We start from the raw sequence: 14,708 nt of genomic DNA on the forward strand, positions 1-14,708 counted from the left end.
CGTTCTGTAGCTTAAAAATGCGCGATAGTATATGTTATAGTGTGTCGCGAAAGCTTGCATTTTATATTTGCTCAAAAAATAAATTATGCACAAGTTTATATTGATTCTTCTTTTTGTACTAACCTTATTTTCATGCGGTACAGATACAGATACGGGTGAGTTTACTGTCGGTTCAGATTATTTGGCTTTAAGCAATAAAGTGATTATGATTGATACTGTTACAGTCGAGATGTCAACTATAAATTTTGATTCGCTTATTACCTCAAGCCGAAGCAGAATTTTGATCGGAAATTATGATGATCCAATTTTCGGAAAAGTGAAGTCAGACAGCTATTTTCAGCTTTCTACGACTACCTACGCATTAAATGGAGCTTCTTCAGATACACAAGCAATAAATTATGTTTTTGATTCGATTTCCATGATTCTTAAATATGATAATTATTATTACGGAGATACCACAAAGGTTCAAACTTTTAATATTCACCGACTAATTCAAAAAGTGAAACCTAATACCGATAACGACAGCTTTTACAATAATTCAACTTTAAGTTACAGTCCAGAAAGCCTCGGAAAAATATCTTTTACGCCAAGGCCGACTCAAAAAGATTCTATTAATATTAAAATGGATGACGAATTTGGAGAGGCTCTTTTTCAAAAAATCAAAAAAAGAGAAATTACAGATTTTGACAGTTTTACAGAATATTTAAAGGGACTTGTTTTAGTTCCCGAAACAGGCAGTTCTTCTAATGTCATAGGATTTAGCGTTCCAACAAGTAAAGTACGGATGTATTATTCGAAATATCGTGCAGATGCAGATGAGCTTTCCTATATAATTGACTTTACGATCGCCGATATTGCAAAACAGTTTAACTCTATTTCGTTGGATAAAACAGGAACGTTATTGCAAAACCTCCCCATTTCCAGCAGTTATCTCCCAAGTACGGTGACCAGTAATCAAGGATTTATTCAGTCGGGGACTGGTGTGGCGTGTCGAATCGATTTCCCCAATATTAAACAGTTTAAAAAGATATCGACGAATGGTGCGATTGTCAATGCAGAACTGATTCTGAAACCAGTAAACAACTCGTATTCGGAAAAATATCCTTTAGAAGATTCCCTTGCAGTTTACGTAGGCGATAATCTGAATAGAGTAAGTGGTGCATTGGTAAATTCTGCGGGTACAACTGTTTATGGGTTATTAAATAAGAAGAGTGATGAGTTCAACGAAAATGTTGCGTATACCATTCCTATTGGAAGTTTTCTCCAAAGCGAAATGCTCAAAACATCAGATTCGAGATCGTCTCTAATATTAACGCCGCGGGAATTTCCAAATCTGTTGACCGAATCGTTTTGGCAGATCAAAAAAACGCGAACAATAAAATTCAGCTCAAAGTTTATTACATCTCTTATTAAATGAAAAATAAAATAATTTTATGGAGTCGCTTCATTTTAATGTCGCTGACTTCGTTTGCTCAAAGTATTTCCAGTTCTCCGTATTCATTGTATGGAGTGGGAAGTTTGTATGAATCAGATTTTGGTTATCTGCCGTCAACAGGTTCTTCAGGAATTGCCTTGCCTTCGGATATTTTTATTAATAATTTAAATCCGGCATCTTTGGGATTTATGTACCAAAATCACTTTCTTTTTGATATTGGAGGAAAAGCGATAGCAACAACCTATCAAAGTGGAAATAGATCAGAGAAACGAAATAATTTTCAATTTTCGCATATTGCTTTTGCTTTTCCAGTGACTAAAAAATCTGGTTTTAGCCTTTCGCTTCGTCCTTATTCCAGTTCCGTTTTTAAAATCTCAAATTTAAAACTTCCTATAGCAGATAGTCAGGAATATTATTATTTGACCGCTCAAGGATCCGGCGGATTAAATAATTTGGATTTCTCGTACGGATACCGCTTTGGAAAAAAATTGACGTTGGGAGCAACAGGAACTGTTCTTTTTGGAAACACAGTTGATGATCGTGCTTTTTTAATTGCAAATACAATTACAACAATACATAAAAAAACAGATTACAGTGGAGTTCGCGCCATATTAGGTGCGCAATACAAAGTAGATTCTATTTTTACAATTGGTACAACGTTTAAGGCTCCTACAAGGGTAAAGGCTTCTAAAGTGCAGTCTGTAACCAGTATTGCAGATGAAGTAGAAACTTCTGTAGAAACTGATAAAGCTTCGGATACGGATGATTATTATATGCCTTTGGAAATGGGCTTTGGAATCAGCAAGCGATTTAAAAATAATTTGAACGTAACTTTAGATTACGAAAAAAGCTTTTGGGAAGACACGAAACAGTCGGAACTATATGGTGATTTTGTGAATCAAGATCGTTTTGCACTAGGATTTACTTACAGCACCAAAAAGAATGTCCGAAAATATTGGGATAGAGTAGGCTATGCCGCAGGTTTAAGTTATGATACAGGATATCTCGAAGTTGATGGAAAACGCGTGAACAATGCATCCTTTTCAATTGGACTTAATCTTCCTGTAGATAATACTTTTTCTACTCTAAATGTTTCCTATTCTTACGGTCAAAAAGGAAGAATAGCAAATGATCTGATAAAAGAAAATTACCATAAAATTTCGCTTAATTTATCGCTGGACGGGATTTGGTTCGTAAAGCGAAAGATTGAATAATATCTTAAAAATCTTTTTTTATTACGGGATATTTATATTCTAAAATTGACTCTAATACTTTAGGGTTAGAATTGACATAAAAAATAGGATCATTTTCGGTAGTGTTTGAAAATCCTACTTTATCTCGAAGTAAATTTTTTGTTTGTCTCGCAACAGCTTCTCCTGAATCAATTATCTTAATATGATCTGGGAGAATTTTTTTATCTGCGGAATTAAATAAGGATAATGACTGCATCCTAAAACAAGATAATCGATATTAGCTTCAATCATAGGCTGTAAATACGATTCAAGTAACTGTGTCATTTCTGGAGAATATAGATTTCCATCTTCAATAAGCTGTACAAGTCCGTGACCTACTTGTTCAATTATTGTAGTGTGTTGAAACATCTCTGCAGTCTTATTGAATAACTCACTATTTAAAGTTCCTTTGGTAGCCAGGATTCCTATTACCTGAGTTTGCGAATTATTTGCCGCAGGTTTAATTGCAGGCTCAATTCCAACAAACGGAATGTCATACTCTGCTCTAAGTTCAAATATTGCATTTGTTGTAGCCGTATTGCAGGCAACAACAATTAATTTGCAATTATTCTCTAGTAAAAACTCAACATTTTTTTTGCTCAATTCAACAATTTCATCTTTAGTTTTTTGACCATAAGGGGCATTTTTGCTGTCTGCCAGATATATGGTTTTTTCGTTTGGAAGAAGATCGTGAATGGCGCTCCAGATTGAAGTTCCGCCAATTCCAGAATCAAAAACGCCTATAGGATTGTTGTTTGTCATAAAGCAAATTTAATATTTTTAGTATAATATTTGTTACTCTAAGTTAATTCAAATCTAGAAATTATACGAGAGATTGGTTTTAATTTTTTGTAAAAAAAACTGCTCAAATATAACATTGAGCAGTTTAATTATACGAGTTGGAATTTCTTAGAATCCTAAATCTTTTTTAACGTCAGCTGTTACGTTTGGACCATCAGCTAATAATAAAGTAGAACCATCTAAAACATATTGGAAACCTTTAGCTTTTCCAACTTTTTGGATAGAAGCTCTAACTTTTTCCATTAATGGTTTAACGATATCAGTTTCTTTTTGTTGTAGTTCTTTTTGCGCATTGTCTCTGTAATCAACAATTCTTTTTTGCATATCTTGAACTTCTTTAGAACGCTCACCGTTAACAGCATCAGTTACTGTAGCGACTTCTGCTTCATACTTTTTGATTTTTACTTGATATTCATCAACCATCTTTTTGTATTCAGCATCATATGTTCCACTTAATTTTTGCAACTGATTTTGAGCATCTAGCATAGCAGGCATTTTCGACATAATCTCGCTGACATCAACATGAGCTACCTTCGCTTGTGCGTTCATTGTGTTACTTGCTCCTAAAATAAGAATTGCAAGAATTAGTAAAGTTTTGATTTGTTTCATCATTTTTAAAAATATTAATTAATTATTGGTCGTATTTGTTTTCTGTGTTTCGGCTTCTTTTGCTTTTTTAGCCGCTTCTCTTTCTTCTAAAATTTTCTTTCTCTTTTCTTCTAATTCTTTTTTACGCTGTTCGTAAAGTAATTGTCTTTCTTCTGCTTTTGTCATCGCAGGCTCGGCTACTGGTGCTCCATCTGATCCTGTTTCGGCAGGTTTTGAAGTTGAATTAGTTTTCGAACCTTCTGTTGGGGCAGGTGTTTCTGCCGCTGTTTTAGCTGTTCCAGAAACCGTGCCATTTTTTTTAGCTTCTCTTTCGGTCGCTATGGCATTTCTTCTGTCCTCGTATTCTTTCTTCTTAGCTTCCTGTTCTAATTTTCGATCTTGAATTAGTTTCTCTCTTGCCGCTTTTTTCTCGTCAAGCGCTTTCTGACGATCTGCCATTGCTGGGTTGTCATCTATTGCATTTTCAAGATTCTCTTTAGCTTCTTGCTCTTTCAATTGTTTTTTTGTCAGTCGCTCACGTTTTTCTGTACGGTTTAAAACTCGTAGAACTTGATCGCTGATATCAAATCTTTTATTGCTGAAAAGCATGGTTAGATCTGATGATTTATCAAAAACAAAATCATAATTTTTTGCTTCTGCAATATCTTGGACAGCAGTGAAAACCTGATCTTGAATTGGTTTGGCCAATGTCGCTTTTTGTCGCATTAAATTTCCATCAGAACCAAATTGCTTCTGCTGATAATCCATCATTTCTTGTTCAAGAAACTTAATTTCTGTTTCTCTTTCTTCAATTAATTCTTTGGTCAATAAAGCTTTCTCTGCTTTTAAATTTTCCTTTAATGTATTTATATTTAATTTTTTGGCTTCAACTTCTTGTTTCCACTTTTGGGCTTTTAACTCCAATTGTGATTTAGCTTCTTTGTAATCGGAAACATTTTCTAAAATATATTCCATGTCGATGTAGCCAATTCTAGTCGTCTTACCTTGTGCCTGACTTGTATTTGCTACAATCAAGGCTAAAAATATAAATAAAAATTGTTTTCTCATAACATAACTTTATTTGATGATTTTTAACCAAACGTTATTTCTTTAAAATTGTTGTCCAATAATAAAGTGAGTTTCCCATCCATTAGCTTTTGTTTGTCCAGGAAGAGCATCAAAACCGTAACCAAAGTCAATACCTAACAATCCAAAAGCAGGCATAAATACACGTAAACCAGCACCAGCAGAACGATTCAAATCAAAAGGATTGTAATCTTTAAATGTTGGATATGATGAACCAGCTTCTAAGAATGTTAAAGCATATATAGAAGCAGATGCTTTTAATGTAATTGGATAACGCGACTCCATTGAGAATTTATTATAAATTGTCGCTCCAATAGGATCACCAACAGAGTTAACAGGGGTTAATGAGTTATTTGGATAACCTCTTAACTGAATAGTTTCTCTACCATCCATTGAGTAGTTTGCCATACCATCTCCACCTAAGTAAAAACGCTCAAAAGGAATCACACCTCTATCTTGATTGTAAGCACCTAAGAAACCAAATTCTGTCAATGTTCTTAATACTAACTTTCCATAAACCTTAGTATACCAATCTCCTTTAAATTTAACTTTATAGTACTCCAGCCAGTTGTATTTTTTCTGATCGACTTTAGCAATATCTGTATCTGCACTTGAATAATCAGATCCTACACTTACATAACCAGTTTGTCCGTTTACTGTTTCTGTTTTAACATAATCACCATTGTTAAGTGGTTTTCCGTCTACACCACTTCCTGATGTACCAGTATATTGTGTTTTATAATCTTTTTGGTTTTGTAAATCTCCGTAATCAACTCCATTAAATAAAGAATAAGGAGCTGTAAACTTAGCAGAAATACTAAACTCAGAACCATACATTGGGAATATTGGGTTTACCCCTTTATTACTTCTTGAAAGCCCTATAGTATAAGCTAAGTTTCTAGATGCACCATTACCAAAGGTAAATAAACCTGTATTATAATTATTCAAATCATAATGCTGATAACTTACAGATTGTGATAATACAAAGTAGTCATCTGGAACAGTTAATCGTTTAGCTAAACCAACTTGTACTGTAAAAATATTAAAACTTTTGTTTCTATCAACGGTTCTAGTGATGTAATTGTTAAGAAATTGCTTACTGTAAGAAATCGATGAACTAAATTGTACTGGTTTCTTTCCTCCAAACCAAGGTTCTGAGAAAGAGACACTATACGTTTGGAAATAGGTACTTCCTTGTAAACGAAGTGCAACTTTTTGCCCATCTCCCATTGGTAAAGGCTTGTAAGCTTCTTTATCAAACAGTTTTCTTGCCGAGAAGTTGTTAAACGAAAGTCCTAATGTTCCGATGAAACCACCACCGCCGTAACCTCCTTGAAGTTCGACCTGGCTAGATCCTTTTTCTACAACATTATATTCGATATCAACAGTTCCTGCTCCAGCATCTACGTTTTTGAATTTTGGATCAATAGCTTCTGGGTCGAAGAAACCTAATTGTCCAATTTCACGAATAGTTCTTACTAACTGTTCTTTACTATATTTTTCACCTGGTTTTGTTCTTAACTCACGGTAAATAACATGGTCATTTGTTTTGTCGTTTCCAACAACCGTAATCTTGTTGAAATAGGCAATTGGACCTTCTGTAACTCTAATCTCAAAATCGATTGTATCGTTAACCGTTTTAACCTCTACAGCGTTAATATTTGAGAATAAATAACCATTATTTTGGTATAAATTGGTAATATCTTCCGCGTCTGGTTTTGTTTTATCAGCAATTCTTTTTTCTAATAAAACACCATTGTAAGTTTCTCCTTTTTTAATTCCTAAATAACGGCTTAAAAGCTGATCTGAATAAACAGTATTTCCTAAGAACTTAATATTTCCAAAGTAGTATTTATTTCCTTCTTCTACATTAATCTTAATGGCAAGCGTGTTTTTCTCCTTATTATATTTCACAGAATCGTATATAATACGAGCATCACGATATCCTTTTTCTTTATAAGAAGCGATAACTTTTTCTAAGTCGGTTTTGTATTTTTCTGGAATAAATTTAGAAGCTTTAAAGACACGGATGAAGTTTTTCTGTTTGGTATCTTTCATTGCAGAACGAAGCTGGCTTCCTGTAAGTCGCTTGTTTCCAGTAAAGTCAATACTGCTTATTTTTACTTTATCTCCTTTATCTATTCGAACAAGCATATTAACTTGATGTCCGTTGATAGTATCTGGAGTATTGGTTATAGTAACTTTTGTATTATAAAAACCTTCTTTTTTGTATTTGTTTTCAATGTAGTTTTTAGTCGTAGTAATTAAGTTTTCATTGACAATTTTGTTTTTTGTCAAATTGTTGTCCTTAATTAAAGCTTCTACTTTGCTTTTTTTGACTCCAACGAATTTAACTTCGTTCAATTTGGGAAGTTCGATAATATTTAAATCTAAATAAATACTATCATTTTCTACCTTATTAACATAGAAAGCAATCTCATCAAAAAGGCCTAGTTTACCTAATTTTTTAATTGCACTACTAATTTCTTCTCCAGGTACTGTGATTTCCTGACCTTTTTGAAGGCCTGAAAAGGTTACAACGGTCTGTTCATTGAAGCTTATTTTACCAACAACGGAAACTTTGGCCAGAATATATTTTTTTCCTTGATCAAAAGGAACTCTTTCTTGTGCTTTAACTTGTGAAAAACTACCCAAAAGTAATAGGGTAAGGGCTATTTGTATTTTTTTTTGCAACACTAAAAAATTATTTAATTTGTTCACTGGTCTTTCCAAATCTACGTTCTCTTTTTTGATAACTAATAATAGCCTCATATAAATCTTGGTCTTTAAAGTCTGGCCACAAGACATTAGTAAAATACAATTCTGCGTAGGCGATCTGCCACAGCAAAAAATTACTTATTCTATGTTCTCCACTTGTTCGTATTAATAAATCTACGTCTGGTAAATTTTGCGTGTAAAGATGCTCATTTATAATTGAATCGTCAATAGTGTCTATTGAAATTATATTATTTTTAACTTTATCACTAATCGCCTTTACAGCATTTACCAGCTCCTCTCTAGATCCATAGCTTAAAGCAAGAGTAAGAGTTAATCGAGAATTGTTTTTGGTTTTTTCAATAACATCCAAAAGTTCTTTTTGGGCTGTTTTTGGTAATTTATCAAGATTTCCAATTGCATTAAGTCGAATATTGTTTTCTTGAAGTGTACCAAGCTCTTTTTTTAATGAATTAATCAATATTTTCATCAATGCCTGCACCTCAAGTTTTGGGCGGTTCCAATTTTCTGTAGAGAAAGCGTACAGCGTTAAATATTCAATTCCCAGCCTGGCCGAAGTCTTGATTATTTCTTTTACTGATTTTGTGCCGTTTTCATGTCCAAACGCACGCAGGAAGCCTTGTTGTTTTGCCCAGCGTCCGTTACCGTCCATAATAATGGCCAGGTGTTTTGGTAAGTTTGTGTGATCTATCGATTCTATTAAATTCATTTTATTCTGCGCAATAGCAAGGTTTTTGTCCAAAGGTATAGGTTAAGGTAATACCTGAAAAAACATACCAGTCATTATTATTTAAATTTCCAAATTTTAAAATATTCGGATTGTCTGTATTCGGGTTGCTTCCGTCAATGTTGTCTGTAAAAGTATAACGCACTCCAGCTTCAAGTCCTAAAACAAAATGCGGCTGTTATATTCGATTTTATACCTAATATAATAGGTATACCAAAAGAGTGTGAGTTTTCAGAGTAAATTGTGTTTGGGCTTGTATCGTATCGGTATAAGTTGTCGAAGATAAAGAAATTAAAACCTGTATACACATACGGAGTAATTTTTGTGTGATAATCATGCAGATTAAAATCAAAAAAATTGAACTCTAGTCCTGCAGAAAGTTCTTTAATATCATTTTCAAAACGAAAACCTCTTTGCTTTCTGCCTGTTTCGCTTGATTTTAAATCGTTTCCAATAACACTCGATTGTGTATAAGAAAATCTCCAAGAATGTCTCGGACTTCTGTTCCATTTGTAAAGAATTCCAAAAGCTGGTTTTTCTGGGGCGATGTACGTTGTTTTTCCGACATCACCAACAAAGTTGCTTCCGCCAAGAAAAACACCAATCTCATTGATCTGAGCGTTAAGTGTAATAAAGGGAAAAAACATAACAATAAATTAAAAATTTTCTTCATTTAATTCAAAATTGCGTGCAAATATAATAATTATCAATACGAATCAAAGTTCCTTTGGTTAAATGTGCTTTTTTTTCAATTTACATTATGATTTTGAGCCATTTAATGATGATTCACTACAAGCAGAACGAGAAAATGTGGTATTATCGTATAGTGAAGAATCAGAAAAGAGTTTAATTTCTTTTATCTTCTCCCCAGAGCAATTTATTTCTAAGTGTTTTTAAGAAAGTTTCGCCTGGTATTTCAACCATTTTTATTTTATAATCTGTTTTTTTAATTTTTAAAATAGATTCGTTTTTTACTGAAGAAATTCTGGAATCTAAAGAAACCAAATATTGATCTTCTCTTCCTGTTACACGCAGTGTAATTTCGGTATCGTCAGGAATAACAAGTGGTCTGGCGGTTAAATTATGAGGTGCAATTGGCGTGATGACTAAGCTTTTTACATCTGGAGTTAATATTGGTCCTCCACAGCTTAGAGAATATCCAGTAGAGCCGGTCGGCGTAGAAATGATTAATCCGTCTGCCCAGTAAGAATTTAAATATTCGTTGTTCAAGTACGTTTCAACAGTGATCATCGAAGTAGTGTCTTTTCTGCTGACAGTAACTTCGTTCATGGCAAAATTAAGTTCTTCAAAAGCTTCATTTTTGGGCTCAGAAGTTAATCCTAATAAAGTTCGTTCAGAAGTGGTGTAATTCTGATCAATAACAAATTGTAATAAACTGTCAATATTTTCTTTCTGAACTTTGGCAAGAAATCCCAATCTTCCAGCATTTATACCTAATAAAGGAACACCCGAATTACGAACGAAAGCAGGCTACTCAAAATGGTTCCGTCACCGCCAATACTAATCAGCATTTCGAAACTATTATCTAAGGCAGTGCTGGGAGAAAAAGTTTTGTATTCTTTTTTTATAAGTCGCTTTTCATAAAGCATTTTCAGGAAATTTTCTTCAATTACCATTTCAACATTATGGGAATTGAAAAACGAGAAAATGTCTTTTATAATAGGTTCCGTACTATTTTGATAATATTGTCCGTAAATGGCTATTTTCATCTGGTGTTTAATCGATTTTTGTTTAGTTGTTTAATCGTTAATTCTTTTCGTTAAAACGATTAAACAATTAACCGATTCAACAAACAAACTATATATTAAGGTATTTGTCTAAATAATCGGAGCGTTCTTTTAAGCTGTTGATATAAGTATCTTCCTGATGTTCTGAAATAATTTCATAACCATATCTTCTATAGGTTTGAATAATTTCATTGATCGCTCCTAAACCTATTTTTACAGTAATTTGAACATTTTCCAAATCAGCTTCAGAAACAAAACAGCCTAAAACTTTACCATTGTTGCTTTCTACAATTTGATTTACTTCGCTCATCGAATAGTCCAAAAGCCCTTTTTGAACAATAATAATAGCCCCTGGTTCTTTTAAAAATGGAGTTTCCTGAAAAAACTTCATTATATCTTCCATTTCATAATACCCTATGTAGCTGTTATTTTCATCAAGAATAGGAATTATGTTAGTGTGGTTTTTTGCGAAAACTTCCAGAACATCAAGCCAGATCATCGATTTTCTGGCAAAAAAACGTTCTAAAGTATATTTGTAGTCAATTGCTTTTTTATCCGTGTCAAATGTTTCTACATCCTCAGAAGAGATGCTTCCAATAAAAATCCCATCTTCTAAAATGGGAAAATGAGAAAAATTTACATCGATAAAAAAGTCCTGAATCGAGGCTATCGTTTCCTGACTATCAATCGCTCTGAAATCGTTTGTGATATAGTTTGTAATTTCTGTCATAAATCATCGAAGATATTTGATGCAAAATAATCAAAAAATACCGAAAACTGTCGTGTTTTACTTTGTATTTTTGTCGTTACAAATATAGTGTTACTAGAATTAAATATCTATTTATATGACAAAGTTAAGTGTAAATATCAATAAAATTGCAACGCTTCGAAATGCAAGAGGCGGAAATGTTCCTGATTTATTAAAAGTAGCGGCAGATATTCAGCGTTTTGGCGGGCAGGGAATTACGATTCACCCACGTCCGGATGAACGACATATTCGTTATCAGGATGCACGCGAGTTAAAAGCAATTGTTACTACCGAATATAATATTGAAGGAAATCCGCAAGATAATTTTATAGATTTAGTTTTAGAATGCAAGCCAGATCAGGTTACGCTGGTTCCTGATGCAGTTGGTGCCATTACATCATCTGCGGGCTGGGATACGATTAAAAATCAGGAATATTTGACAGAAGTTATTCAGGAATTTCAAAGAAACGGAATTAGAACTTCAATTTTTGTCGATCCGGTTTTGGAAGTTATTGAAGGAGCAAAAAAACAGGAACAGATAGAATCGAATTGTATACCGAAGCTTTTGCACACCAATATGATTTGGGAAACAAAAACGGAATCGATCCTTATGTAAAAGCCGCAGAATTGGCAAACGAATTAGGATTAGGAATTAACGCAGGACACGATTTAAGTCTGGATAATATTCAGTTTTTTAAACAAAATATTCCTGGTTTATTGGAAGTTTCAATCGGACACGCTTTAATTTCAGAAGCACTTTATCTTGGTTTGGATAATGTGGTTAATATGTATTTAAATAAATTGAAATAATTTTTCATAAATAAAATAAAATATGCTTTATTCAAAAACAGAAGGTGAAGGAAAGCCATTTATCATCATGCACGGATTTCTTGGAATGTCTGATAATTGGAAGACTTTAGCGGGACAATATGTAGAAGCCGGATTTCAAGTTCATATTTTAGATTTGCGCAATCACGGTCGCAACTTTCATTCCGACGAATGGAGCTATGAAGCAATGGTGCAGGATGTTTATGAGTATTGTCAAGCAAACAATCTAACGAAAATTGATATTCTTGGACACTCAATGGGAGGGAAAGTAGCAATGCTTTTTGCCGCAACGCATTCGGAAATAGTAGACAAATTAATTGTGGCGGATATTGGTCCGAAATTTTATAAACAGCACCATCAGGAAATTTTGGCAGGTTTAAATGCGGTTGATTTTTCGGTGAAACCAAGCCGAAATGATGTTGAAGAAACAGTGTCTCAATATGTTCCTGATTTTGGAACTCGTCAGTTTTTATTGAAAAATTTATATTGGGCAACACCAGGACAATTGGCTTTCCGATTTAATTTAGATGCTTTTAATAATAATCTGGACGCAATTGGAAAACCTTTGGCTGAAAATTTAGTTTTTGATCATCCAACATTATTTATTCGTGGCGGTAATTCTGGCTATGTCCCAGATTCAGATATCGATTCAATTCGCCAGCATTTTCCAGATTTAAAAGTAGAAACTATTCCAAATGCAGGGCATTGGCTTCATGCTGAAAATCCTAAAATGTTTTTCGAATTGACAACGGAGTTTTTGAAACAATAAGCACTTTTGATAAAAATTTTAGTACTTTTAAATAAATTTTAAAACCTGAAAATATATGAAATTATTACTTAGACTCCTTGTTACTGTCTGCCTTAGTTTTGTTGTTATCGAATCTTTTGACTGGTGTACACGTTGCAACTTTTGGTACAGCTGTAATTGTTGCGGTAGTTTTAGGATTGCTGAATATTTTTATCAAACCTATTTTAGTCATTTTAACCCTGCCGGTTACATTAGTCACACTGGGCTTGTTTTTATTGGTAATCAATGCTATAATTATTTTATTGTGTACAAATATTGTTGGAGGCTTTGCAGTCGATTCTTTTTGGACAGCATTAATTTTCAGTATTATTTTGTCTATTCTGCAATCTATTACATATAAAATACTGGGAGACGATAAATAAAAGTAAACAAGCAGATTAAAACTGCTTCAAATACAATAAATTAAAATCTTGGCTGGGTTGCAAAAATTTTATAATTTTGCAACCCAATTTTATTATGTAAATTAAAGAAGACGATGGATATTAAAAGAGTAGCAATAGACGCTGTTAACGAGACAATTGTATTGAACGTTGTTCATATGGATTATAAAGGTCAAGTGGCTAAAAGAATAAACGAAAAAATGCCTTTGGCTACCGTTAAAGGTTTTAGAAAAGGACAAGTTCCTAAAGACCTTGTTGAAAAACAATATGGAAAAGCTATCAAACAAGAAGAAGTTAAAAAAGTTGTTGATTTGGCTTTAGAGCGTTTTGTTCAATCTGAAAGATTAAATCTTTTAGGAACTCCTCTTCCTAAAGAAAACGAAAACTTTGATTGGGATGCTGAAGAACTAACTTTTGAATACGAAATTGGTTTAGTGCCAAACTTCGAAATTGATTTAGAAGCTAAAAACGATATCGTAAAATATATCGTTACTGCTGACGATAAATTAATCGACGGACAAGTAGAGCGTATCCAAAAACAATTCGGAAAAGCAATTCCTCAAGATAAAGTTGAAGCTGACTCTGATTTAACTGGAACTTTTACAAACGAAGAAAAAGGGATCAACAATACAACTACAATTTCTGTAACTGCTTTCAATAAAGTCGCTGGAGATAAATTCATCGGTAAAAAAGTTGGGGATGTTGTTGCAGTAAGTACAAAAGGTTTATTTGAAGACGATCACCAATTAATGGATTACTTAAAAGTAGCTCATGATGATGTTCACGGTTTAGATATCGAAGTAAACTTTACTATCGAAGCAATCAACGGTGCTGAATTAGCAGAATTAAACCAAGAATTATTCGATAAACTTTTTGGTGAAGGAAAAGTTGCTTCTTTAGAAGATTTAAAAGCTAAAATTAAAGAAGATGCTGAAGCTCAATTCGCACAGCAAGCTGACCAAAAATTATTATTAGACGTTCAAGATTTCTTGATCGAAAATACAAAATTTGATTTACCAGCTGAATTCCTTAAAAAATGGTTGCAAACTGTTGGAGAGAAAAAACTTTCTCCTGAAGAAGCTGAAGTGGAATACGCAAGATCTGAAAAAGGATTACGTTTCCAATTAATCGAAGGAAAAGCAATGGCTCAAAGTAACATTCAAATTACATTTGAAGATTTGAAAGAGTTTACTTCAGGAGCTATCAGACAACAAATGGCTCAATTTGGACAAACAAATCCAACTGAAGAAGAAGTTCAAGGAATCGTGGCTAGAGTTTTATCTAACCAAGAAGAAGTGAAAAGACTTTCTGAGCAAGTTGTAGTCGCTAAATTGTTAGATTTATTCAAAGAGAAAGCAAATCCAACAACTAAAGAAGTTACTTACGAAGAATTTATTGTCGCTTTACGGAGAATAAATTTAGTCTAAAAGTCTAAAGTTATAAAGTCAAAAGCTATAAGTCGCATTGTAAGCTTAATTTAAATTTTAAGATTTTATTACCGAAACTGAAAGACAAAAAAGTTATATTTGAGCGTCAAAAAGATATTTTTGACGCTTTTTTTGTTTCAAGTTTTATCTTTGTTTCAAGTTTC

General features: G+C 33.2%; 12 protein-coding genes and 3 pseudogenes. 6 read left to right on the forward strand and 9 right to left on the reverse strand.

What is annotated here, in order from left to right:
- The first annotated feature begins 85 nt into the window (after positions 1-85).
- Together ACZZ95_RS09295 and ACZZ95_RS09300 are read left to right on the forward strand one after the other, a co-directional pair.
- Complete coding sequence (locus tag ACZZ95_RS09295) at positions 86-1,417, forward strand: DUF4270 family protein (RefSeq protein ID WP_463468821.1); 1,332 nt, start codon at positions 86-88, stop codon at positions 1,415-1,417.
- Positions 1,414-2,649, forward strand: a complete 1,236-nt coding sequence (locus ACZZ95_RS09300) for an aromatic hydrocarbon degradation protein (protein WP_463468822.1) — start codon at positions 1,414-1,416, stop codon at positions 2,647-2,649. The genes ACZZ95_RS09295 and ACZZ95_RS09300 overlap by 4 nt, the downstream gene beginning before the upstream one ends.
- Before the next feature lie 4 nt (positions 2,650-2,653).
- Here the strand turns inward: ACZZ95_RS09300 and murI are convergent.
- From murI to ACZZ95_RS09345, 9 genes and pseudogenes are all read right to left on the reverse strand, one after another.
- Positions 2,654-3,429, reverse strand: a pseudogene (murI, locus tag ACZZ95_RS09305) (glutamate racemase).
- Positions 3,430-3,576: 147 nt separating this feature from the next.
- Positions 3,577-4,080, reverse strand: a complete 504-nt coding sequence (locus ACZZ95_RS09310; RefSeq protein ID WP_463468823.1) for an OmpH/Skp family outer membrane protein — start codon at positions 4,078-4,080, stop codon at positions 3,577-3,579.
- A 15-nt stretch (positions 4,081-4,095) separates the two neighbouring features.
- Entirely contained in the window at positions 4,096-5,124 is a 1,029-nt protein-coding gene (locus ACZZ95_RS09315) for an OmpH/Skp family outer membrane protein (protein ID WP_463468824.1), read from the reverse strand.
- 42 nt (positions 5,125-5,166) lie between these two features.
- Positions 5,167-7,914: a BamA/OMP85 family outer membrane protein gene (locus ACZZ95_RS09320; RefSeq protein WP_463468825.1), complete on the reverse strand. Its 2,748-nt coding sequence runs from the start codon at positions 7,912-7,914 to the stop codon at positions 5,167-5,169.
- Positions 7,847-8,587, reverse strand: coding sequence for an isoprenyl transferase (locus ACZZ95_RS09325; protein WP_463468826.1), 741 nt, complete (start codon positions 8,585-8,587; stop codon positions 7,847-7,849). The genes ACZZ95_RS09320 and ACZZ95_RS09325 overlap by 68 nt, the downstream gene beginning before the upstream one ends.
- 1 nt (position 8,588) lies before the next feature.
- Positions 8,589-8,750 (reverse strand): DUF6089 family protein, encoded by a 162-nt coding sequence (locus tag ACZZ95_RS09330; RefSeq protein ID WP_463468827.1) that lies wholly within the window; start codon positions 8,748-8,750, stop codon positions 8,589-8,591.
- Positions 8,751-8,757: 7 nt separating this feature from the next.
- Positions 8,758-9,252: a type IX secretion system protein PorG gene (gene porG, locus ACZZ95_RS09335; protein ID WP_463468828.1), complete on the reverse strand. Its 495-nt coding sequence runs from the start codon at positions 9,250-9,252 to the stop codon at positions 8,758-8,760.
- A 199-nt stretch (positions 9,253-9,451) separates the two neighbouring features.
- A pseudogene (locus tag ACZZ95_RS09340) lies at positions 9,452-10,335 on the reverse strand (NAD kinase).
- Between the two features lie 88 nt (positions 10,336-10,423).
- Entirely contained in the window at positions 10,424-11,083 is a 660-nt protein-coding gene (locus tag ACZZ95_RS09345) for a CBS domain-containing protein (protein ID WP_095953386.1), read from the reverse strand.
- Positions 11,084-11,198: 115 nt separating this feature from the next.
- On the opposite strand from ACZZ95_RS09345, the pseudogene ACZZ95_RS09350 reads away from it, so the two are divergent.
- The 4 genes and pseudogenes from ACZZ95_RS09350 to ACZZ95_RS09365 all read left to right on the forward strand — a co-directional run bounded on the left by ACZZ95_RS09350 (position 11,199) and on the right by ACZZ95_RS09365 (position 14,544).
- Positions 11,199-11,911, forward strand: a pseudogene (locus tag ACZZ95_RS09350) (pyridoxine 5'-phosphate synthase).
- 22 nt (positions 11,912-11,933) lie between these two features.
- The gene (locus ACZZ95_RS09355) at positions 11,934-12,698 is read left to right on the forward strand and encodes an alpha/beta fold hydrolase (RefSeq protein ID WP_463468829.1); all 765 of its coding nucleotides are present in this window, start codon (positions 11,934-11,936) and stop codon (positions 12,696-12,698) included.
- A gap of 116 nt (positions 12,699-12,814) precedes the next feature.
- Entirely contained in the window at positions 12,815-13,099 is a 285-nt protein-coding gene (locus ACZZ95_RS09360; RefSeq protein WP_463468830.1) for a phage holin family protein, read from the forward strand.
- Between the two features lie 113 nt (positions 13,100-13,212).
- Positions 13,213-14,544 (forward strand): trigger factor, encoded by a 1,332-nt coding sequence (locus ACZZ95_RS09365; RefSeq protein ID WP_463468831.1) that lies wholly within the window; start codon positions 13,213-13,215, stop codon positions 14,542-14,544.
- Positions 14,545-14,708: the final 164 nt, after the last annotated feature.

This window comes from Flavobacterium sp. AC267, from assembly GCF_979258715.1.